22 protein-coding genes and 1 pseudogene are annotated in these 21,637 nt (G+C 70.7%); 14 read left to right on the forward strand and 9 right to left on the reverse strand.

The annotated features are described in order from the left end of the window. Nucleotides 1-104, reverse strand: a pseudogene (locus A9W95_RS10005) (nitroreductase family deazaflavin-dependent oxidoreductase); the annotation flags it as partial. Between the two features lie 22 nt (nt 105-126). Here A9W95_RS10005 and A9W95_RS10010 point away from each other — a divergent pair. The 8 genes from A9W95_RS10010 (at nt 127) to A9W95_RS10045 (ending at nt 7,996) form a co-directional block, all read left to right on the forward strand. Continuing rightward, on the forward strand, nt 127-528 hold the full coding sequence (locus tag A9W95_RS10010; RefSeq protein ID WP_067411544.1) for a nitroreductase family deazaflavin-dependent oxidoreductase: 402 nt from the start codon (nt 127-129) through the stop codon (nt 526-528). A gap of 78 nt (nt 529-606) precedes the next feature. Further along, complete coding sequence (gene hemL, locus A9W95_RS10015; RefSeq protein WP_067411547.1) at nt 607-1,941, forward strand: glutamate-1-semialdehyde 2,1-aminomutase; 1,335 nt, start codon at nt 607-609, stop codon at nt 1,939-1,941. Next, nucleotides 1,941-2,552, forward strand: a complete 612-nt coding sequence (locus A9W95_RS10020; protein ID WP_067411550.1) for a histidine phosphatase family protein — start codon at nt 1,941-1,943, stop codon at nt 2,550-2,552. Before hemL ends, A9W95_RS10020 begins: the two co-directional genes overlap by 1 nt. A 2-nt stretch (nt 2,553-2,554) precedes the next feature. Next, on the forward strand, nt 2,555-3,169 hold the full coding sequence (locus tag A9W95_RS10025; RefSeq protein WP_067411553.1) for a TlpA disulfide reductase family protein: 615 nt from the start codon (nt 2,555-2,557) through the stop codon (nt 3,167-3,169). Next, nucleotides 3,166-3,945 (forward strand): cytochrome c biogenesis CcdA family protein, encoded by a 780-nt coding sequence (locus tag A9W95_RS10030; protein ID WP_067411556.1) that lies wholly within the window; start codon nt 3,166-3,168, stop codon nt 3,943-3,945. Before A9W95_RS10025 ends, A9W95_RS10030 begins: the two co-directional genes overlap by 4 nt. Nucleotides 3,946-4,058: 113 nt before the next feature. Continuing rightward, nucleotides 4,059-5,651 carry a cytochrome c biogenesis protein ResB gene (locus A9W95_RS10035; RefSeq protein WP_067411620.1) on the forward strand — a complete coding sequence of 531 codons (1,593 nt, stop codon included), beginning with the start codon at nt 4,059-4,061 and terminating at the stop codon, nt 5,649-5,651. Then, nucleotides 5,648-6,625, forward strand: coding sequence for a c-type cytochrome biogenesis protein CcsB (ccsB, locus tag A9W95_RS10040; RefSeq protein WP_067411558.1), 978 nt, complete (start codon nt 5,648-5,650; stop codon nt 6,623-6,625). Before A9W95_RS10035 ends, ccsB begins: the two co-directional genes overlap by 4 nt. A gap of 60 nt (nt 6,626-6,685) precedes the next feature. Further along, nucleotides 6,686-7,996, forward strand: coding sequence for an AAA family ATPase (locus A9W95_RS10045; protein ID WP_371328050.1), 1,311 nt, complete (start codon nt 6,686-6,688; stop codon nt 7,994-7,996). On the opposite strand, the gene A9W95_RS26815 is transcribed toward A9W95_RS10045, so the two are convergent. Then, complete coding sequence (locus A9W95_RS26815; RefSeq protein ID WP_156746114.1) at nt 7,993-8,154, reverse strand: hypothetical protein; 162 nt, start codon at nt 8,152-8,154, stop codon at nt 7,993-7,995. The two genes, A9W95_RS10045 and A9W95_RS26815, sit on opposite strands and share 4 nt — an antisense overlap. 46 nt (nt 8,155-8,200) lie before the next feature. Between A9W95_RS26815 and A9W95_RS10050 the strand changes: the two genes are divergently transcribed. Further along, the gene (locus A9W95_RS10050) at nt 8,201-8,548 is read left to right on the forward strand and encodes a DUF4229 domain-containing protein (RefSeq protein WP_067411564.1); all 348 of its coding nucleotides are present in this window, start codon (nt 8,201-8,203) and stop codon (nt 8,546-8,548) included. 3 nt (nt 8,549-8,551) lie between these two features. On the opposite strand, the gene A9W95_RS10055 is transcribed toward A9W95_RS10050, so the two are convergent. Together A9W95_RS10055 and A9W95_RS10060 are read right to left on the reverse strand one after the other, a co-directional pair. Continuing rightward, nucleotides 8,552-9,559 (reverse strand): beta-ketoacyl-ACP synthase III, encoded by a 1,008-nt coding sequence (locus tag A9W95_RS10055; protein ID WP_067411567.1) that lies wholly within the window; start codon nt 9,557-9,559, stop codon nt 8,552-8,554. Nucleotides 9,560-9,662: 103 nt separating this feature from the next. Further along, nucleotides 9,663-10,538 carry a 1,4-dihydroxy-2-naphthoate polyprenyltransferase gene (locus A9W95_RS10060; protein ID WP_067411570.1) on the reverse strand — a complete coding sequence of 292 codons (876 nt, stop codon included), beginning with the start codon at nt 10,536-10,538 and terminating at the stop codon, nt 9,663-9,665. 31 nt (nt 10,539-10,569) lie between these two features. Between A9W95_RS10060 and A9W95_RS10065 the strand changes: the two genes are divergently transcribed. Then, entirely contained in the window at nt 10,570-11,349 is a 780-nt protein-coding gene (locus A9W95_RS10065; protein ID WP_216638151.1) for an S-methyl-5'-thioadenosine phosphorylase, read from the forward strand. Further along, nucleotides 11,346-12,386 carry an NAD(P)-dependent oxidoreductase gene (locus A9W95_RS10070; protein WP_067411576.1) on the forward strand — a complete coding sequence of 347 codons (1,041 nt, stop codon included), beginning with the start codon at nt 11,346-11,348 and terminating at the stop codon, nt 12,384-12,386. Before A9W95_RS10065 ends, A9W95_RS10070 begins: the two co-directional genes overlap by 4 nt. Nucleotides 12,387-12,389: 3 nt before the next feature. On the opposite strand, the gene A9W95_RS10075 is transcribed toward A9W95_RS10070, so the two are convergent. Further along, complete coding sequence (locus tag A9W95_RS10075; RefSeq protein WP_253851617.1) at nt 12,390-13,940, reverse strand: hypothetical protein; 1,551 nt, start codon at nt 13,938-13,940, stop codon at nt 12,390-12,392. 443 nt (nt 13,941-14,383) lie between these two features. On the opposite strand from A9W95_RS10075, the gene A9W95_RS10080 reads away from it, so the two are divergent. The 3 genes from A9W95_RS10080 to A9W95_RS10090 are packed head-to-tail and all read left to right on the forward strand — an operon-like array spanning nt 14,384 to nt 17,576. Continuing rightward, a complete protein-coding gene (locus A9W95_RS10080; protein WP_067411582.1) occupies nt 14,384-16,249 on the forward strand; it encodes a hypothetical protein in 1,866 nt (621 codons plus the stop codon). Nucleotides 16,250-16,260: 11 nt separating this feature from the next. Further along, the gene (locus A9W95_RS10085; RefSeq protein ID WP_067411622.1) at nt 16,261-16,917 is read left to right on the forward strand and encodes a glycosyltransferase; all 657 of its coding nucleotides are present in this window, start codon (nt 16,261-16,263) and stop codon (nt 16,915-16,917) included. After that, nucleotides 16,914-17,576, forward strand: coding sequence for a DUF2064 domain-containing protein (locus tag A9W95_RS10090; protein ID WP_067411585.1), 663 nt, complete (start codon nt 16,914-16,916; stop codon nt 17,574-17,576). The genes A9W95_RS10085 and A9W95_RS10090 overlap by 4 nt, the downstream gene beginning before the upstream one ends. Here A9W95_RS10090 and A9W95_RS10095 read toward each other — a convergent pair. Genes A9W95_RS10095 through A9W95_RS10110 form a run of 4 tightly spaced genes read right to left on the reverse strand, consistent with a single transcriptional unit; the run spans nt 17,554 to nt 21,618 of the window. Then, on the reverse strand, nt 17,554-18,807 hold the full coding sequence (locus A9W95_RS10095) for an APC family permease (protein ID WP_067411587.1): 1,254 nt from the start codon (nt 18,805-18,807) through the stop codon (nt 17,554-17,556). The two genes, A9W95_RS10090 and A9W95_RS10095, sit on opposite strands and share 23 nt — an antisense overlap. 5 nt (nt 18,808-18,812) lie before the next feature. After that, nucleotides 18,813-20,165, reverse strand: coding sequence for a hypothetical protein (locus tag A9W95_RS10100; protein WP_067411590.1), 1,353 nt, complete (start codon nt 20,163-20,165; stop codon nt 18,813-18,815). Between the two features lie 11 nt (nt 20,166-20,176). Beyond that, entirely contained in the window at nt 20,177-21,262 is a 1,086-nt protein-coding gene (gene menE, locus A9W95_RS10105; RefSeq protein WP_371328051.1) for an o-succinylbenzoate--CoA ligase, read from the reverse strand. Nucleotides 21,263-21,321: 59 nt separating this feature from the next. Next, on the reverse strand, nt 21,322-21,618 hold the full coding sequence (locus tag A9W95_RS10110; protein ID WP_067411599.1) for a DUF3349 domain-containing protein: 297 nt from the start codon (nt 21,616-21,618) through the stop codon (nt 21,322-21,324). Between the last annotated feature and the right edge of the window lie 19 nt (nt 21,619-21,637).

Here is a 21,637-nt window from a genome sequence, read left to right on the forward strand (position 1 = left end):
ACATGCTCGACGATGCCGAACGGCGGGAGCCACCCGGCCCACAGCCGCTGCACCGGGTTGGTCACGCGCCGGTTGAATCGGGCCAGCCCTTGAGGCATTTCCATGCAGCAATCAAACTCTTGTTCCATGGCCTACCTCAAGCCGCCGTGGTTCACCGTGAAGATCTTCAACCGGATAGCGATGGCCACCGGGATCAGCAACAGCGAAACGTTGACCGTGACCACCCGCAGCACCGGGCAACCGCAGCAGATTCCCGTCGTCACCGTCGACGTCGGGGGCACCAAGTACCTGGTGTCGACGCGCGGAGAATCGCAATGGGTCAAAAACGTCCGAGCGAACTCTAAGATCACCGTGACTGACAAATCCGGCGCCACGAAGTACCTGGCCCGCGAGATCCCGGCCGACCAGCGCCCGCCGGTCCTGGCCGCCTATCGCCGCAAGGCTGGAAAAGTCGTCGAGGGATACTTCCGCAAACTGCCCGACCCGGCGGACCACCCGGTGTTCGCGCTCAGCGCGGCGCCGCGCTGAGCGCCGCGGTGTCAGCCCGCGGCGAACAACTACACCCTGTAGTCGAGCTGGTTCGCCGCTGCTGGAACACTGGTTGTCATGGGTACTGACCAGGCGACTCACGCCGCGACCTCGGTCGCGGCGTCGGCCCAGCTGTTCCGGGACGCCTGCACCTTGATTCCCGGCGGGGTGAACTCTCCGGTGCGCGCCTTCACAGCTGTCGGCGGCACCCCCCGCTTCATCACCGAAGCCCATGGGTGCTGGCTCACCGACGCCGACGGCAACCGATACGTGGACCTGGTCAGCTCCTGGGGTCCGATGATCCTCGGGCACGCGCACCCGGCCGTCGTGGACGCCGTCGCCGCGGCCGCCGCCCACGGCCTGTCGTTCGGGGCGCCGACTCCGACCGAAAGTCAGCTGGCCGCCGAAATCATCGGGCGGGTCACGCCGGTGGAGCGGATCCGGTTCGTCAACTCCGGCACCGAGGCGACCATGAGCGCCGTGCGACTGGCCCGCGGGTTCACCGGCCGGTCCAAGATCATCAAGTTCTCCGGCTGTTACCACGGCCATGTCGACGCGTTGCTGGCCGACGCGGGCTCCGGGGTGGCCACCCTGGGACTGCCGTCGACCCCCGGGGTCACCGGCGCGGCCGCCGCCGACACGATCGTGTTGCCCTACAACGACATCGATGCCGTGCGGGAAACCTTCGCCGAGTTCGGCGCGGACATCGCCGCGGTGATCACCGAAGCCAGCCCCGGCAACATGGGCGTGGTCCCGCCCGCGCCCGGTTACAACGCGGCGCTGCGTGACATCACCGCCGCGCACGGCGCGCTGCTGATCATCGACGAGGTGATGACCGGGTTCCGGGTGACCCGAAGCGGTTGGTATGGCATCGATCCCGTCGCGGCGGACCTGTTCACCTTCGGCAAGGTGATGAGCGGGGGGCTGCCCGCCGCGGCGTTCGGCGGGCGCGCCGACGTCATGGAGCGCCTGGCGCCGCTGGGGCCGGTCTATCAAGCCGGGACGCTGTCGGGCAATCCCGTCGCGATGGCCGCCGGACTGGCCACCCTGCGCGCCGCCAACGACGCCGTCTACGCCGCCCTGGACGCCAACGCCGACCGGCTGGCCGCGCTGCTGGCCGAGTCGCTGACCGACGCCGATGTGGCGCACCAGATTCCGCGCGGCGGCAACATGCTCAGCGTGTTCTTCACCGACGCGCCGGTGACCGATTTCGCGTCGGCGCGGGCCAGCGACACCTGGCGGTACCCGGCGTTCTTCCACGCCTTGCTGGACGCCGGCGTCTATCCGCCGTGCAGTGCCTTCGAAGCATGGTTCGTCTCCGCGGCGCTGGACGATGCGGCGTTCGAGCGGATCGCCGCGGCGCTACCCGCGGCCGCGCGGGCCGCCGCCGACGCCCGGAAGGACCCGTCGTGATGGCCGAGCAGACCAGGGTTCACGTGATGCGCCACGGCGAGGTGCACAACCCCACCGGGGTCCTCTACGGCCGGCTGCCCGGGTTCCACCTGTCCGAGCGGGGCCGGGCGCAGGCCGCCGCGGTCGCCGACTTCCTGGCCAACCGCGACGTCGTCGCCGTCATCGCCTCGCCGTTGCAGCGGGCGCAGGAGACCGCCGCGCCGATCGCCGCCAAACACGATCTGCCCGTCGACACCGACCCGGATTTGATCGAGTCGGCGAACTTCTTCGAAGGCCGGCGGGTCAGCCCGGGTGACGGCGCCTGGCGCGACCCGCGGGTGTGGTGGCAACTGCGCAACCCGTTCACCCCGTCGTGGGGCGAGCCGTACACCCAAATCGCCGACCGGATGGCCACCGCGGTGGCCAAGGCGCGCGTCCGCGGCGCGGGCCATGAGGTGGTGTGCGTCAGCCATCAATTGCCGGTGTGGACGCTGCGGCTGTATCTGAGCGGCAGACGGCTGTGGCACGACCCGCGCCGCCGCGAGTGCGGCCTGGCGTCGGTGACCACGCTGACCTATGACGGGGACCGGTTGGTCGACATCGCGTATTCCGAACCGGCGGCGGGCATTTGAGGATGCGGGGGCTGGTGATCGCCGGAGCGGTGGTGGCGGCACTGCTGACCGGCTGTTCCGGGCGGGATGCCGTCGCGCAGGGCGGCACCTTCGAATTCGTGTCGCCAGGCGGAAAGACCGACATCTTCTACGACCCGCCGGCCAGTCGCGGCCGCCCCGGCCCGTTGTCCGGGCCCGACCTCGCCGACCCGTCGCGCACGGTGTCGCTGGACGACTTCGCCGGCCAGGTCGTCGTCGTCAACGTGTGGGGCCAGTGGTGCGGGCCATGCCGGGCCGAGGTCAGCCAACTGCAGCGGGTCTACGACGCCACCCGCACTACCGGCGTGTCCTTCCTGGGCATCGACGTCCGGGACAACAACCGGCAGGCGCCGTTGGACTTCGTCGCCGACCGACACGTCACCTACCCGTCGATCTACGACCCGGCGATGCGCACGTTGATCGCGTTCGGCGGCAAGTACCCGACCACGGTCATTCCCTCCACGCTGGTGCTGGACCGCCAGCACCGGGTCGCGGCGGTGTTCCTGCGCGAGTTGCTGGCCGAGGACCTGCAGCCAGTGGTGGCGCGGGTGGCCGCCGAGAAAAACCCGGCAGGCCAACCTGCGCCGGGGCCGCAATGAGCGGGTTCGCCCACCTCGCCGCCGCCGGGCCGCTGCTGGTGGCGCTCGGAGTGTGCATGCTGGCCGGGTTGGTGTCGTTCGCCTCGCCGTGTGTGGTGCCGCTGGTGCCGGGCTACGTGTCCTACCTGGCGGCCGTGGTCGGTGTTGCCGAGGAAGACGCCGAAGGCGCGGTCAAGGCGCCGCCGGCCGCGCGGTGGCGGGTGGCGGGATCGGCGGCGCTGTTCGTGGCCGGGTTCACCACGGTGTTCGTGTTGGGCACTGTGGTGGTGCTCGGCATGACCACGGCGTTGATCACCAACCAGCTGGTTCTGCAGCGGGTCGGCGGGGTGCTGACCATCGTCATGGGGTTGGTGTTCGTCGGCCTCATCCCGGCGCTGCAGCGCCAAGCCCGGTTCAGTCCGCGGCAGTTCACCACGATCGCGGGGGCGCCGCTGCTCGGCGCGGTGTTCGCGCTGGGCTGGACGCCCTGCCTGGGGCCGACCCTGACCGGGGTGATCACCGTCGCCTCGGCCACCGACGGCGCCAGCGTGGCGCGGGGGATCGCACTGGTAATCGCCTATTGCCTGGGGTTGGGGATCCCGTTCGTCCTGCTGGCGTTCGGTTCGGCGGGCGCGGTGGCCGGGCTGGGCTGGCTGCGCCGGCACACCCGCGCCATCCAGGTGTTCGGCGGTGTGCTGTTGATCGCCGTGGGCGCGGCGCTGGTCACCGGCGTGTGGAACGACTTCGTCTCCTGGCTACGCGACGCGTTCGTCACCGACGTGAGGCTACCGATTTGACCGCCCCCCACCCCGCGCGAGCAGACGCAAAATCGCACGAAACGGCGCCCAACCGTGCGATTTTGCGTCTGCTCGCGCAGAGGGTGCGCAACACCTGGCGGTCGTTGACCTCGATGGGGACGGCGCTGGTGCTGCTGTTCCTGCTCGCGCTCGGCGCCATCCCCGGGGCACTGCTGCCGCAGCGCAGCCTCAACGCCGGCAAGGTCGACGAATACCTCAAGACGCACCCGCTGCTCGGCCCCTGGCTGGACCGGGTGCAGGCCTTCGACGTGTTCTCCAGCTTCTGGTTCACCGCCATCTACGTGCTGCTGTTCGTCTCGCTGGTGGGCTGCCTGACGCCGCGCATGATCGAACATGCCCGCAGCCTGCGCGCCACACCCGTGCCCGCGCCGCGCAACCTGTCGCGGCTGCCCAAACACGCCGAGACCCAACTGGCCGCCGAACCCGACAAAGTCAACGACCTGGCGAACACCATCGCCGGACGGCTACGCGGCTGGCGCACCAACATCGCCCAGCACGACCACACCGCCGAGATCTCCGCCGAAAAGGGCTACTTGCGCGAATTCGGCAACATCGTCTTCCATTTCTCCCTGCTCGGCCTGCTGGTCGCGGTCGCCGTCGGCAAACTGTTCGGCTACGAGGGCAACGTCATCGTCATCGCCGACGGCGGACCCGGGTTCTGCTCGGCATCGCCGGCCGCATTCGACTCCTTCCGCGCCGGCAACACCGTCGACGGCACCTCCCTGCACCCGATCTGTGTGCGGGTTAACAACTTTCAGGCGCACTATCTGCCCAGCGGGCAGGCCACTTCGTTCGCCGCCGACATCGACTACCAGTCCGGGACCGACCTGACGGCCAACACCTGGCGCCCCTACCGGCTGGAGGTCAACCACCCGCTGCGCATCGGCGGCGATCGGGTGTACCTGCAGGGTCACGGCTACGCCCCGACCTTCACCGTCACCTTCCCCAACGGCCAGACTCGCACGTCCACCGTGCAGTGGCGCCCGGACAACCCGCAGACCCTGCTGTCGTCGGGGGTGGCGCGCATCGACCCGCCCGCCGGCAGCTACCCCAGCGCCGACGAGCGCCGCAAACACCAGATCGCGATCCAGGGTCTGCTGGCCCCGACCGAGCAACTCGACGGCACCCTGCTGTCGTCGCGTTTCCCAGCGCTGAACGCGCCGGCGGTGGCCGTCGACATCTACCGCGGCGACACCGGGCTGGACACCGGACGGCCGCAGTCCCTGTTCAACCTGGATCCCAAGCTGATCGAGCAGGGCCGGCTGACCAAGGAGAAGCGGGTCAACCTGCGGGTGGGTGATCAGGTCCGCATCGACCAGGGCCCGGCGGCGGGCACCGTGGTCCGCTTCGACGGCGCGGTTCCCTTCGTCAACCTGCAGGTATCGCATGACCCGGGGCAAACCTGGGTGCTGGTCTTCGCGATCACCATGATGGCCGGCCTGCTGGTCTCGCTGCTGGTGCGCCGGCGCCGGGTGTGGGTTCGCCTGGCCCCGGTGTCCGAGGCGCCGGGTACGGTAAGCGTCGAACTCGGCGGCTTGGCGCGCACCGACAACTCCGGGTGGGGTGACGAGTTCGAGCGGCTGACCGAGCGGCTGCTGGCCGGGCTGGCCGATCCGGCCGTCCCCACGTCGACAACGTCAACGTCGAAAAAGTCAACAACCACATCGCAGGTGGACGTCACATGAACACCCCCAACATCAATATCGGTCTGGCCAGGTACTCCGACTGGGCGTTCACCTCGGCCGTCGTCGCCTTGGTGGTCGCGCTGCTGCTACTGGCCTTCGAGCTGGCCTACGTCCGTGGCCGCCGGGTCGAAGACCGCGAACTGGTGCCGGCCGGGCCGGTGGCCAGCGACGGCGCCACCCCGGGCATCGTCGTGGACGCGCCCCGGCGCCCGTTCGACGAACGCGTCGGGCGGGCCGGTCTGGCCGTGGCCTACCTCGGCATCGCGTTGCTGCTGACCTGCATCGTGCTGCGCGGTCTGGCCACCCTGCGGGTGCCGTGGGGCAACATGTACGAGTTCATCAACCTGACCTGCCTGTCCGGGCTGATCGCCGGGGCCGTCGTGTTGCGCCGCCCGCAGTACCGGCCGCTGTGGGTCTTCCTGCTGGTGCCGGTGCTGATCTTGCTGACGGTGTCCGGACGCTGGCTCTACGCCAACGCTGCCCCGGTGATGCCGGCGCTGCAGTCTTACTGGTTGCCCATTCACGTGTCGGTGGTCAGCCTGGGCTCCGGAGTGTTCCTGGTGGCCGGGATCGCCAGCATCCTGTTCCTGCTGCGCACCTCCCGGTTCGGCGAGGCCGGTGCCGACGGGCGGCTGGCGCGGATGGTGCAGCGGTTCCCCGACGCCCAGACGCTGGACCGAATCGCCTACCGCACCACGATTTTCGCGTTTCCGGTATTTGGCTTCGGAGTGATCTTCGGCGCCATCTGGGCCGAGGAGGCCTGGGGCCGGTACTGGGGGTGGGACCCCAAAGAGACCGTCTCGTTCATCGCCTGGGTGGTCTACGCGGCGTACCTGCATGCCCGCTCGACGGCGGGCTGGCGGGACCGAAAAGCGGCCTGGATCAACGTCGTCGGGTTCGTGGCCATGGTGTTCAATCTGTTCTTCGTTAACCTGGTGACCGTCGGCCTGCACTCGTATGCGGGCGTCGGCTGATCGTCGCCAATCCGACGAGTCGAGTACCAACAAGGGCCATTACAAGGGGGAAGCGGGCAGGTGTCAGAGCATCCGACGTCAGGAACGCCTACGAACTACGAGGGAAACGCCGGCACAGATCAGCCGACCATGCAGCTGCCCAGCCAGCCGCCGGCCCCCGCCGACTCCGGCGATACCGCGACCCGGGCGTTCGCCGGATTCCGCACTGAACGACGCCACCCGGGACCGGACACCGCCGCGGCCCCAACGGCGCCCACCGCCGAGGCACCGCCCGCGCCGCAGTGGGACCCGGGGCCGGCTACCGGCCCGGTGACCAGCGCGCCGCGGGTCGACCCGACCGCCTACGGCGCCTACTACACCGAGCCGGTGACCCGGGCCGAACGGCCGGTCGAACCGCAGTACCGTCCGGAACTGGTTCCGCAGTCGCCGTATCCGGAACTGTCCACCACCATGCTGTTGCGACCGGTCAAGCCGCCGCCATCGGAGGGCTGGCGTCGGCTGCTCTACGTGTTGTCCGGTCAGCTGATCAATGTGGGGGAGGGCCCGCGGGCCACCCGCTACAACAACCTGGTCGCGCAGGTGAACCGGCCGCTGCGCGGCTGCTATCGGGTGGCCGTGCTCTCGCTCAAGGGCGGCGTCGGCAAGACCACGATCACCGCCACCCTCGGCGCCACCTTCGCCTCGGTGCGCGGTGACCGGGTGGTCGCGGTGGACGCCAACCCCGACCGCGGCACCCTGAGCCAGAAGATCCCGCTGCAGACCTCGGCCACGGTGCGCCACCTGCTGCGCGACGCCCAGCGCATCGAGCGCTACAGCGACGTGCGGGGATACACCTCACAAGCACCCAGTGGGCTGGAAGTGTTGGCGTCGGAGACCGATCCCACCGCGTCGGAGGAATTCAGCGCCGACGACTACACCCGCACCCTGGAAATCCTGGAACGCTACTACGGTCTGGTCCTCACCGACTGCGGCACCGGGCTACTGCATTCGGCGATGTCGGCGATCCTGGCCAAGTCGGACGCGCTGATCGTGGTCGCCTCGGGATCCATCGACGGCGCCCGCAGCGCCTCGGCGACCCTGGACTGGCTGGAGGCACACGGCCACGAGGACTTCGTGCGCAATTCCATCGCGGTGATCAACGCCGTCCGGTCGCGCACCGGCAAGGTGGACATGCAGAAGGTGGTCGAGCACTTCGCCCGGCGCTGCCGCGCGGTGCGCTTGGTGCCCTTCGACGCGCATCTGGAAGAAGGCGCCGAGATCGATCTGGACCGGCTGAAGAGGTCGACGCGCGAAGCGCTCATCGAGTTGGCCGCCGTCGTGGCCGATGGGTTTCCCGCCGACCAGCGGCAGCTCAGTCCGAACTTCGTTTAGCGGGGGTTGTTGTCCCCGTGTCCCAACCGCCACAGGAACTCCGGGTCGTCGTCGGGTCCGATGACGCGAGTCTTCGGGCGGCTTTGCTGCGACCGCGTCGCGCGCCAGCCAATGTAGATCAGCGTCCCCAACACCAGGACAACGAGCAGGTAAACCACTCAACACCTCCTTGTTGCGAATATACCCGCGCGTCAGGTTCAGGCCATGTCAGAAGCGCCTAGCGAGAAGGCGGCTCAGCACCGCGGCGCCGTGGACGTGGCGGTGTACGCGGTGGCTCGGCTGCTGCTGTTCGTGGTGCTCACCGCCGCCATCTACGGGGTGGCGCGGCTGTTGGGGCTCGCGGAGTTCCCGATCGTGGTGGCCGCGCTGTTCGGTCTGATCATCGCGATGCCCTTGGGCATGTGGGCGTTCGGCCCGCTGCGCCGGCGCGCTACCGCCGCGCTGGCGGTCGCCGGCGAACGGCGGCGCCGGGAACGCGACCAGCTGCGCGCGCGATTGCGCGGCGAGCCCGGCGCGGAGCCTTCCGACGAGGCAACGCCGGAGCAGCTCTGACCGTCAGCCCTGCGGCATCCGCACGACCTGCGCGGCGTAGCTCAGGCCGGCGCCGTACCCCAACAGCAAAGCCAGGTCCCCGGGTCGGGCCGCGCCGGTGGCCAACAGCTGGGACATGGCCAGCGGGATGGATGCCGCGGAGGTGTTGCCGGTGTGCTCGATGTCGTTGGCGATCACGGCATCCGGGCGTAACTCGAGATTCTTGGCGAGCAGCTCGTTGATGCGCGTGTTGGCCTGATGCGGCACGAAGACGTCGATCTCGTTGGGTTTGACCCCCGCGGCGTCCAACGCCTGTTGACCGACCTTGACCATTTCGAAGGCCGCCCAGCGGAACACCGCTGTGCCCTCCAGCCGGACGAACGGGCGCGGCCCGGTCGGGTTCTGCGCGTGGGTGATCCAGTCGATGTCTTGGCGGATGGCCGAAGCCTGCTCGCCGTCGCTGCCCCACACCGTCGGCCCGATGCCGCGAGTCGGCGTCTCGCCCAGCACGACCGCGGCAGCGCCGTCGGCGAAGATGAAGCAGTTGCTGCGATCGGTCATGTCCATCGTGGGGGACAGCTTCTCCGAGCCGATCACCAGCATCGTGCGGGCGCTTCCGCCGCTGATCATGTCCGCGGCCAGGCCCAGTCCGTAGCCGAAGCCGGCGCAACCCGCCGAGATGTCGAACGCGGGGACGCCCTGAGTGCCCAACGCCGCCGCGACCATCGGCGCGCAGGCCGGGGTCTGCAGGAAGTGGGTGCTGGTCGCGACGATGACGCCGTCGATGTCGCAGCCGTCGAGTTCAGCCGTGGCCATGGCCTGGCGGCTGGCTTCGATCGCCATGGACGCCGCCGACTCGTCCTGCGCGGCGAACCGTCGGGTCTTGATGCCGGTGCGGCTGTAGATCCATTCGTCGGAGGAGTCGATGTGCTGGCATATCTCGTCGTTGGTCACCACCCGCTCGGGCCGGTAGGCCCCCACACTGAGCAGTCCGACGCTGCTGGCGCCACTGGTCGAGGCGATTTCGGTCATACCCATCCTCTGTTGTGTCGTGTCCTGGTCGGGGGTGCGTCCTGGGCGACGACACGCCGCTGCGGCCCGCCCGCCACGCGCAGTCGAAGCCGTGGGCGCACGCTCACGCCGCCGTCACAGCCAGTGCCGCCGCCACCGCGACGGCCCACACCACCATGGCCAGCCCGGTGTCCCGCAGCACCGGAATCAACTGCGCCCCACCCCGGCCCGAACGCACCGGCCCGGCGGCGCGCAGCGCCAACGGCGTGGCGACCAGACCCACCGCGCACCACGGTGTGGCAGCCATAAGCACCACCGTGGCAATGCCCGCGGTGGACAGCAGCAGTTGGTAGAGCACCCGGGTGCGGGCGTCGCCCAGCCGCACCGCCAGTGTGATCTTGTTCGCCCGGGAGTCGGTGGGGATGTCGCGCAGATTGTTGGCGACCAGCACCGACGACGACAACGCGCCGGTCGCCACCGCCAGCACCACACCCACCCAGTCGACGCGCATCGCCTGGGTGTACTGCGTGCCCAACACCGCGACCAGGCCGAAGAACACGAACACCGCCAGCTCCCCGAAGCCCAAGTAGCCGTAGGGTTTCGACCCGCCGGTGTAGAGCCAGGCCCCGGCGATGCAGGCCACGCCGATCGCGATCAGCCACGGCGAACTGACCAACGCCAGCGCCAGCCCCGCCACCCCGGCGACCACCAGACACCCGATCGCCGCGATCAACACCGCGCGCGGGGCCGCCAGTTTCGACCCCACCAGCCGCATCGGGCCGGCCCGGTCGTCGTCGGTGCCGCGGATGCCGTCGGAGTAGTCGTTGGCGTAATTGACCCCGACGATCAGGGCCAGCGCCACCGCCAGCGCCAGCAGCGCCTTCCACCAGACCGCCCCGTGCAACCAGGCCGCCGCGCCGGTGCCTGCGACCACCGGCGCCACCGCATTGGGCAAGGTGCGAGGACGGGCCCCGGCGATCCACTGCGCGAAACTGGCCACTTAGGCATCCTGCCTCATGCACCACAATGAGCTGATGCTCGGAGTGATCGGCGGCAGCGGCTTCTACACGTTCCTCGACGCTGACGTGCGCACCGTCGTCCCGGTCACGCCCTACGGTCCGCCCAGCGCCCCCATCACCATCGGCGTCGTCGGCGACCACGACGTCGCGTTCCTGCCCCGGCACGGAGCCAAGCACGAGCATTCGGCGCACACCGTGCCGTACCGGGCCAACATGTGGGCACTGCGCGCGCTCGGGGTGCGCCGGGTGTTCGCGCCGTGCGCGGTGGGCAGCCTGGACCCCGAGCTGGGCCCGGGCGCCATCGTGGTGCCCGACCAGCTCGTCGACCGCACTCGCGGGCGCGCCGACACCTACTTCGACACCGGCGGCGTGCACGCCAGCTTCGCCGACCCGTACTGTCCGACGTTGCGCGCGACGGTCACCGGCCTGCCCGACGTGGTCGACGGCGGCACCATGGTGGTTATCCAAGGCCCGCGGTTTTCCACCCGCGCGGAGAGCCGGTGGTTCGCTGCGGCGGGCTGCACCCTGGTCAACATGACCGGTTACCCGGAGGCGGTGCTGGCCCGGGAACTCGAATTGTGTTACGCCGCAATCGCTTTGGTGACCGATGTGGACGCCGGGGTGGCCGTGGGGGAGGGCGTCAAAGCCGCCGACGTGTTCGCCGGGTTCGGGGAGAATGTGCAACGACTGAAGGATCTGGTGCGCGCGGGGATCGACCGCGTCGCCGCCGAACGCACCTGCACACACTGCCAGCACCACGCCGGGGTCGCGTTACCGTTCGAGTTGCCATGAGGGTGCTGCTGACCGGCGCGGCCGGTTTCATCGGGTCGCGGGTGGATGCTGCGCTGCGCGCGGCTGGGCACGAGGTGATCGGTGCGGACGTGCTGCTGCCCGCCGCGCACGGCCCCGACGCGGTGCTGCCCGACGGGTGCCACCGGGTGGACGTCCGCGACGCCGACGCGCTGGCGCCGCTGCTGGCCGGGGTGGACCTGGTGTGCCATCAGGCCGCGATGGTGGGCGCCGGCGTCGACGCCGCCGACGCGCCCGAGTACGGCGGCCACAACGATTTGGCGACCACGGTGTTGCTGGCGCAGATGTACGCCGCCGGCGTCACCCGGCTGGTGCTGGCCTCGTCGATGGTGGTGTACGGGCAGGGCCGCTACCGGTGCCCGCAGCACGGCGACGTCGACCCGTTGCCGCGCCGGCGGACCGATTTGGACGCCGGCATCTTCGAGAACCGCTGCCCGCTGGGCGGCGAGGAGTTGCAGTGGCAACTGGTCGACGAGGACGCCGCGCTGCGGCCCCGCAGCCTGTACGCGGCCAGCAAGACGGCGCAGGAGCACTACGCGCTGGCGTGGGCGGAATCCACCGGCGGCTCTGTGGTGGCGCTGCGCTACCACAACGTCTACGGACCGGGGATGCCGCGCGACACCCCGTACTCCGGGGTGGCCGCCATCTTCCGGTCGTCGCTGGAAAAAGGGGAGCCGCCGCGGGTCTTCGAAGACGGCGGCCAGATGCGCGACTTCGTCCACGTCGACGACGTCGCCGCGGCGAACCTGGCCGCGGCCGCCACCGATCGCGGCGGCTTCACCGCGGCCAACGTCTGCAGCGGCCGGCCCATCTCGATCCTGGAGGTCGCCGCCGCGCTGTGCGAGGCGCGCAGCGGCCCGGACGGCGCCCTGACGCCCGTCGTCACCGGCCAGTACCGCAGCGGCGACGTGCGCCACATCGTCGCCGATCCCGCGCGGGCCGCCGACCTGTTGGGCTTCCTAGCGGCCATCGAACCCCGAGACGGGCTGCGCGAGTTCGCTTTCGCCCCGCTGCGCTGAGCGCTAGGACGAACCGCCCGGCGGGCGGAAAATCTTGGGCGGCGCCTGCTGCGCGGATTCGGTGGACCGGAAGATCCGCGGGGAGCGGCCCGCGCCGCCGGAGAGCACCGTGGTGGGCGCGTCGTCGCCGTCGCCGGCGGCCCCGAACTGCGTCGTCCTGGCCTCCGAGGGCGGCGGGGGACCGCCGGGCCGGCGCTGACCGGGGCCGGTGCCCGCCGGCCGCGGCGCCGGGCGCCGACGACGCAGCCGCCGCCGCAGCGGACGGATGCGGGCGGCGACGATGACCCCAGCCACGATGGCCAGCGCCAAAAAGCACAGCGTCACGTCGAAGACGCTGGTGATCTGCTGAGCCAGGTTGTTGCCGTAAACCGGGTTGGGTGTCGCGCCCGGGGCGGTTTCGAACCGCGGCGCCAACACATCTTCCACGATCAGGCGGCACACGGTGAGCGCGAACAGGAACCCGCTCAACGCCGCCACCAGCCGCGGCCGCAGCGCCCGGTTGCCCAGGTTGATCCGCAGCCAGAACGCCAACACCGCGGTGGTCAGGTCGAACGCGGCCATGGTCATCGTGTCGTAGCGGGACAACGGGTAGTTCAGCAGCACCGCGACCACCAGGTCGGTCAGCCGCATCAGCACCGAGCCCACCGCCCAGACACCGATGAGCAGCAAGCCTTTCCGGATAGCCTCGCGCCACACCTCGCGGTCGGCCCGCAGCCCCTCCAGGCTGAACAAGGTGACCGGGACGAACAACGCCGCGGCTGCCGCCCACGCCAGATAGCCTTCGTAGCCCACCCCCGCCGTCGAGGTGTTCTGCGCGATCCCGTGGAATGCGTCGAGTTCGCGGCCGATGGGCAGCAGCCACACCAGGATGCCGGCAAGCAGCGACGAGGCGCCCAGCGCCAGCATCGCGAACCGGGCCGGCCTGGTGGCCTGCAGGATCCACCGGGAGGCGACCAGTACGGCCGCCAACGCCACCACGCCATAGACCACCGCGGTGATGATGACCGCGATGTTCTGCGTGCCGAACGACGTAGAACCGTCGGCGCCGCGCAACGCATACCGGATGCGCCAGCACAGGTTGAACCCGGAACTCAGCGAGGCGCCGAACATCGACGCGTAGCCGATGATGCGGGCGGCGCGCAGCCAGCCGCGGTGCTGGGTGTCGTCGACGGTCGGCGCAAGGAGCAGCGGCTGGGCGGCCAGTAGCGAACCGGCGACGCCCAACCAGGCACCCGGGCCGATCCCGCCCGCGACATGCACGGTGCCGCCGAACCGGACGGTTTCGACGGCGTCGTAGACGACGAATGCCAGCACCAGCAGCAAATACGGCACATTGAGCACCAGGCGCAGCCGGCCGGCCGTCACAGGGTTGATGCGGCGCGACACGACGATCGATGTCAGCGACAGCAACGTCACCACCGCCAGCACCAGCCAGATCAATCCGCTGCTGTCGGGGACACCGAGACCGAAATAGAGATTCCACGGGAAGAGCAGCGCCAGGATGATCAGCACACCGGCGACCACGTCACGCAGCGTGTTACGCCGGCGCGTCAGGTGACCGGGTGCGGGCTGACCCGGAAACGATAGGTGACCCGACCCGGCGCCCGGTGGACCCGGCGGTGTTTGCCGTGCCCGTGCTCCGGTGATGGGGCCGGTCGGTGTGTCGTCGCTGTTCACGCTCACAATGTCCCCCGGGTCTGTAGGGCGGTTGCTGGGCGGGCAGGTTCGGTACTGCCGCGAGGGAACCCCCTGCCGGGTCCGCTGCGTTGTTCGGTTGCGAACATATTCTCCGTTCGGAAGACACCGCAGTGGCTGTGAGCAGGCTATGAAGACGATCAGCTTCACCAATGACCGTCCCCGCGGGTCGGGAATCCCGGTTACGCTGCGCTCATAGAGGAACCTTTGTCGCCCGAATGACGAATATTGCCGACGGTATCGAAGTGTAATGATGCCGGGACATTGCTGGTTGCGGGGTAGCCGGCCGAAGGAGAGGCCTAATGGACGTCGTTTTGGGGGTCGCAGTCACCGGCCAAGTCGCGCGCCTGGCCATGGTGGACGCGGCGGCCCGCGGTAACCCGGTGATCGACGAGTCGGCGGTCGACCTCGCCGACAATCCGGTCGGAGCCCTGACCGAGACGGTGGTGGGCACCAACCGGTTGCTGGCCGACGAGAATCACCGGCTGGTCGCGACCCGGCTGATCTGGACCGACCACGCCAAGGCCGACCAGTTGCGTCAGGCGCTGGACTCGTCCGGGGTGCCCGATGTCGAGGTGCTGTCGGAGTCCGACGCGGCGACGGCGCTGCTACGTACGGCCGGTGCCGGGTCGGCGGTGCTGCTGCTCGGCGACCAGACGGCGAGCCTGGCCATGCCGAGTGCTCAGCAAAGCTCCTTCGACGACCAGGCCCCGCCGACCATGATGGCCGCGGCGCCGCACGGCGCCGACGCCACGTCGACGTTCGACACCCTGATGGCCTCGATTCCCGACCAGAGCAGCACCCCGGACCAGGTCGTGGTGGTCGGCTCGTCGGCGGAGCAGACCCAGATGTTCGCCGACCAGCTCAGCAGCGGCGACCAGACCATGCAGGTCCAGATCCCCGACGATCCCACCTTCGCGCTGGCCCGCGGCGCGGCCCTGGCCGCCGCGACCGCCGCCCACCCGGCGCTGCCCGCGGACGCCACCATGGCCGCCGCCGCCCTGCCCGCCGACGCGACGATGGCCGCCGGGGCGGTGCCCATGGACGCGACCATGTCCGCGCCCGCGGTCGGCCCGGATGCGACCACCTTCCTGCCGCCCGCGCAGGGCGCGCCCAGCTCGGAGGATGAGCAGCTGGCCTACTCGCAGGCCGGTGACTACGAACTGCTGCCGGTCGAGCCGATGGACGGCTACGACGAGTACGAGGAATACGACGACGTCGCCGACGACGAGGTCGCCGGGGATCGCCCCGAGCGGCTGAACCGGCGTTCCTTGCTGATCGGCAACGCGGTCGTGGCGTTCGCCGTCGTCGGGTTCGCTTCGCTGGCGGTCGCGGTGGCGGTCACCGTCCGGCCCACCGCGGCGTCGCAGCCGGTGGAAGGCCACCAGAACGCCCAGCCGGGCAAATTCATGCCGCTGCTGCCGACGCAACAGCAGGCGCCGGTCCCGCCGCCGCCGATCGATGCCCCCAACGCCGGGTTCCAGGGCGGCACCATCCCGGTCCAGAACGTGCTGCCCGGCCCGGGCGTCGTGCCGGGAACCGGTGGTGGGGCTCCGGCCGCGCCGGTCCCGGCCGCCCCGGCGCCCGTACCGGCGCCGGTCGCCCCGCCCGTGGTGCCGGTCCCGGCGCCGCTGCCGGTGCCGATCTTCATCCCGTACCCGGGCTGGCAGCCGGGCATGCCGACCTACGGCCCGTACCCGACCTACCCGACGGCGCCGACGCCGACGACGACGATCCCGACCACGCCGCCCACGACACCGCCCACCACGCCGGTGACCACGAAGCCGAGCACGCCGGAGACGACGCCGCCGACGACGCCGGTCACCACGCAACCGGTCACGCCGAAGACGACGACGGTTCCGCCCACCACGGTGGCCCCGACCACGGAGGCGCCGACGACCGCCGCGCCCAAGCCGACGCAGGCCCCGACCCAGCAGACGCAGGTGCCGACCCAGCAGACGCAGGTGCCGACCCAGGCGCCCACGCAACGGGTCCCGACTCAGGCGCCGACCCAGCAGCAGACCGTGGCACCCAAGCCGGTGCAGCCGGCGCCCAAGCCTCCCTCTGGCGGCGGGTCCGGTGGTGGCATCGGTGGCGGGTCCGGCGGGGGCAGCGGCGGCGGTCGCGGCGGGGGCGGACACTTCCCGGGCTTCGGAGCGCGCCCCTAGAGTCGGTGGGCGTGCCCGACGATGCCGTGACAGTGGTGCTGCCCTGCCTCAACGAGGAGGAGTCGCTGCCGGCGGTGCTGGCTGCGATCCCGCCCGGCTACCGGGCGCTGGTGGTGGACAACAACAGCACCGATGACACCGCCGCGGTGGCCGCCCGGCACGGCGCCCAGGTCGTCGCCGAACCGCGGCCGGGCTACGGCGCGGCGGTGCACGCCGGCGTGGTCGCCGCGGACACACCGGTCGTCGCGGTCATCGACGCCGACGGCTCGATGGATCCGGCCGATCTACCCCGGCTCGTCGCCGCGCTCGACCGGGGCGCCGACCTGGTGACCGGGCGGCGCCGACCCGTGCCGGGACTGCACTGGCCGTGGGTGGCCAGGGTCGGGACCGTGGTGATGAGCTGGCGCTTGCGCACTCGGCACCGCTTGCCGGTGCACGACATCGCGCCCATGCGGGTCGCGCGCCGCCAAGCGCTGCTGGACCTCGGCGTCACCGACCGCCGGTCGGGCTATCCCTTGGAATTGCTGGTCCGCGCCGCCGCGGCGGGTTGGCGGGTGGTCGAACTGGACGTCAGCTACGGCCCGCGCACCGGCGGCAAATCCAAGGTGAGCGGATCGCTGCGGGGCAGCGTTATCGCGATTCTGGACTTCTGGAAGGTGATTTCGTGACGCTGCCGGTCACCGCGCTGGTGGTGGCCAAGGCGCCGCAGCCCGGGCGCGCCAAGACGCGGTTGGCGGCCGCGGTCGGCGACCGGGTGGCCGCCGAAATCGCCGCGGCCGCGTTGCTGGACACCCTCGACGCGGTGGCCGCCGCGCCGGTCGCGGCCCGGGTGGTGGCCCTGACCGGCGATCTGGACAGCGCGGCCGGGGCCGCCGACATCCGGCAGCGACTGCAAGCGTTCAGCGTCATCGCCCAACGCGGGCACGACTTCGCCGACCGGCTGGCCAACGCACACGCCGACGCCGGCCAAGACGGGCGGCCGGTCCTGCAGATCGGCATGGACACCCCGCAGGTGACTGCCGAGCTGCTGGGTGACTGCGCGGAGCGGTTGCTGCACTGCCCGGCGGTGCTCGGCATGGCCGCCGACGGCGGGTGGTGGGTGCTGGGCGTGCGGTCACCGGCCGCGGCCGAATGCCTGCGCGGTGTTCCCATGTCCGTGCCGCAAACCGGAGAGCTGACGCGGAAAGCACTGCGCGACAACGGAATCGGTGTGACAGCCGTGCAGGAACTGGCCGACGTGGACGTCGTCGAAGATGTCGCGCTGGTGCGGGCGGCGTGCGCGCCGGACAGCCGTTTCGCGCGAGTCACCCGCGCCGCTGGTCTGTGATCAAACGCACCCACCGCCCGACCATCCCGACGGCGAACACCGCCAACCCGGCCGCTACCGAGGTCCAGGGCAGTGTTGCGACCAACACCAGACATCCGATCAGTCCGGCCACACTGAGGATTCGTAACCAGCCGCCGCTGGGCAGGGTGTAGGCGGCGGCGTTGGCGATCGCGTAGTAGATCAGCACCCCGAACGAGGAGAAGCCGATCACCCCGCGCAGGTCGATCGTGGCCGCCAGCACGCAGACGACGACCGCCAGCGCGATCTCGGCGTGGTGCGGCACCTGATAGCGCGGATGCACCGCCGCCAGCCAGCCGGGCAGATCGCGATGACGGGCCATCGCCAGCGTGGTGCGTCCGACCCCGGCGATCAACGCCAGCAGCGCGCCCAGGCTGGCCAACACCCCACCCACGGCCACCACCGGCAGTAGCGACGAGCCGTCCACCGCGCGCAGCGCCTCGGCCAATGGTGCGGTCGCACCGGCCAGCCGAGCGGGTCCGGCGGCCAGCAGCACCGCCACGCCCACCACCAGGTAAACCACCACGGCGATGCCCAACGCGATCCCGATCGCCCTCGGGATGGTGCGAGCCGGGTCCCGCACTTCCTCGCCCATCGTCGCGATGCGCGCGTAACCGGCGAAGGCGAAGAACAACAGCCCCGCCGACTGCAACACCCCGTACCCGGTGACGTGCGACCAGCCCGCGGTCAGATGCGACGGTCCGGGCCTGGCCACCACGATGCCGACGACCACCACGGCGAGCGCAATCAGCGTGCAGACCACCAGGATTCGGGCCAGCAGCGCGGTCTTGGTGACACCGCGATAGTTCAGCGCGGTCAGCGCCAGCACCGCCGCCACCGCCACGGCGCGCTGCGCCCACTGCGGTCCGGGGATGGCGTACGACGCCAGGGTCAACGCCATCGCCGCGCACGAAGCCGTCTTACCGACGACGAAACCCCACCCGGCGATGAAGCCCCACCACGGTCCGAGCCGTTCGCGCCCGTAGAGGTAGGTGCCGCCGGACATCGGATAGCGCGCGGCCAGTCGGGCCGACGCGGTGGCGTTGCAGTACGCGATCGCCGCGGCCAGAACCAGCCCGATCAGCAGGCCGACGCCGGCGGCCTGGGCTGCCGGCCCGAAGGCCGCGAACACTCCAGCGCCCATCATCGAACCCAGCCCGATCACCACCGCGTCGGTGGTGCCCAGCCGGCGTGCCAGTGTCGATTCGTCCATCCTGCCTACCAATTCGTGAAGATGACGCTGTTGATCAGCACCGCCCCAGTGGCGTTGGCCGCCAACGACATACGGTGCCAGCGCGCCGGCAGCAGTGCCGGGGCGGCCGTCAACCAGATGGTGAAGGGCAACCAGATGCGTTCGGTTTCAGCCTTGCTCAGCATGCTCAAGTCGGCGCACACGATCGCGGCCAGCATCGCCAGCAGCACCAGGTAATAGCCCGATCGGCGGCGGATGGCGTCCCGGTCGAACAACCGGCTGATCCCGGCCACGCTGCCCAAACCCACCGCACACACCGTGCACGCCAGGTTCGCCCAGCCCCAGTATTGGAACGGCCGGTCCTTGGCGACGCCCTGCCAATACCGTTGCTGCACCAGCTGATAACCGTCGAACCAGAAGAACCCGGCGACGGCGAAGGCGACGGCCACCGCCAGCGCGGTGAGGACCGCCGGCCCCAGCGCCCGCAGCGCGGTTCGCCAGCCCGGCGCCGACACCAGCACCGCCAACGCCGGCAGACCCATCAGCAGCAATCCGTAGTTGACGAACACCCCCCAGCCGAGCAGCAGACCGGCCGCGGCCGCCACCAGAACCGGGTAGCGCACCGGGCCGTGCACCGCCAGCGACAGCAGCGCCAAGCCCCATGCCGCCACTCCGGCGAAGTAGCCGTCCGCCGACACCGCGACCCAGATCGCCGTCGGCGCCACCGCCACGAACGGTGCCACCCGCCGCGCCAACTGCTCGTCGGCCAGGGCCCGCACCCCGACGACCACCGCCGCGGCCGCGCTGGAACCCACCAGCAGGCACAGCAGCCCGGCCCACGCCCCGCCGCCCAGACCCAACCGGTCCAGCCACACGAACGTCAACAGCGCGCCGGGCGGGTGCCCGGACACATGGGTCACCCAAGAGTCGGGCTGGAAGTCGAGGATCCGGCCGGCGAACGACCGCAGGGTGGCCGCAATGTCGGTGACGCCGGGGACTTGGTGCAGATACTCGTCGCGGGTGGTCAACCGGCCGGCGAAGCCGCGCTGCCACCCGTCGATCATGGCCAGGGAAAACGCCCATGCGCAGGCGGTGCCCCACGTGCCGACGGTCAGCGCCCGCCACGGAAGCCGTTGCGCGACGGTGAATCCCCATCCCACGACCGCGACGGCCAGGGCAACCGCGGCCACCGTGCCCCAACCGGCGTGCAGGTCCCAGTACCCGAAGATCGGCGCGGCGCCGGATCGCGACCCGAACCGCTCCAGCCCGATGTCAGAGCGCGGCTTGACCCCGACGTTCAACCGGGGCAGGACGACGGCTGCGGCCACCAGCACCAGCCCCGCCGCAACGGCCCCCACTTCCCGACGCGCGATCCTCACGGTCAGTCAGCCTATTGAGTCGGCTCGGCGAACCGGCGCGCCAGCGCCCCCCGGTCCACCTTGCCGATGCCGCGACGCGGCAGTTCGTCGACGATATGCAGCTGCCGAGGTGCGGCCGTGGCGTTCAGGCTGGCGGCGACGTGGGCGCGCAGGTCCTCCAGGGTCGGCGTCGCGCAGCCGTCCCGGACCACCACCACCGCCACCACCCGCTGTCCGAGCCGGTCGTCGGCCACCCCGAACACGGCACAGTCGCGCACCGCGGGATGGCTGCCCAGCGCGGCCTCCACCGGGCCGGGCAGGACGGTCAGCCCGCCAGTGCTGATCGCGTCATCGACGCGGCCCAGCACCGTCAAGACACCCGAATCATCCAGCGCGCCAACGTCGTCGGTGTAGAACCAACCCGGCTCGGCGAACGGGTCGGGGGCCACCGGGTTGCGGTAGCCCTTGGCCAGCATCGGCCCACCGATCGCGATGCGGCCCTCGCGCAGCAGGCGTACCCGCACACCGTCCAGCGGGAGTCCGTCGTAAACGCAGCCGCCCGCGGTCTCGCTCATTCCGTAGGTCCGCACGACGGTGATCCCGGCGGCCGCGGCGGCGTCCAGAATCGGTCGGGGGGCCGGCCCGCCTCCGAGCAGGACGGCGTCCAGGTCGGCCAGCGCGGCCGTCGCGGCCGGATCGGTGAGCGCCTTGGCCAGTTGTGCGGCGACCAGCGAGGTGTACCGCCGGCCCGAGCCCAAACCAGCGACCGCGCTCGGCAATTGGGCGATGTCGAAGCCGGCGGAGACGTCCAGTTCGACAGGCGCCGTGCCGGCGATCAGGCTGCGCACCAGCACTTGCAACCCGGCGATGTGGTAGGGCGGGATGGCCAATAGCCAGTGCCCGGGTCCGCCTAGGCGGTGGTGGGTGGCCGCGGCGCTGGCGGTCAGCGCCGCGGCGGTCAGCAGCGCACCTTTGGGGGTGCCGGTGGTGCCCGAGGTCGTCACGACCAGGGCGATGTCGTCGTCGATTTCGTCGCCCACCCGCAAGGCGGGCGAAGGCTGCTGGCCGGCGGGTAGGGCCAGCAGGGCGGAGTCGCGTCCGTGCAGGACACGTTCCAGGGCCGGCAGCAGCACCGTGGTCGCCGCGCCCGGGGGGACGCGCAGCGCCCGCAGAGCGGCTATGTGTGGTCCTCGCGCGCGTCGTCGAGTGGCCAGCCTTTGGTCGCCAGCCGGGTCCGCACCCGCTCGATGTCCTCCGGCGCCGGTAGTTCGTCGGTGAACTGGGTGATGACCACGCCGATGTCGATCTGGTCGAACTCGCCGCGTTTCATCAACTCGTTGGCGACGGCCTTGACCTCGTCGTTGGTCAAGCGGCGCGCCAGCAGAGCCAGCACCGCAAAGGAGTCGGTCGGTGGCACTCCCTCGGGGTATCCCGCGCGCAACCACGAGACAATCGAAGAGAGAAATCGATTCACGTCGTTACAACTTCCCGTC

This window comes from Mycobacterium sp. 1423905.2 (assembly GCF_001673155.1).
In the GTDB taxonomy this organism is placed as follows: domain Bacteria; phylum Actinomycetota; class Actinomycetes; order Mycobacteriales; family Mycobacteriaceae; genus Mycobacterium.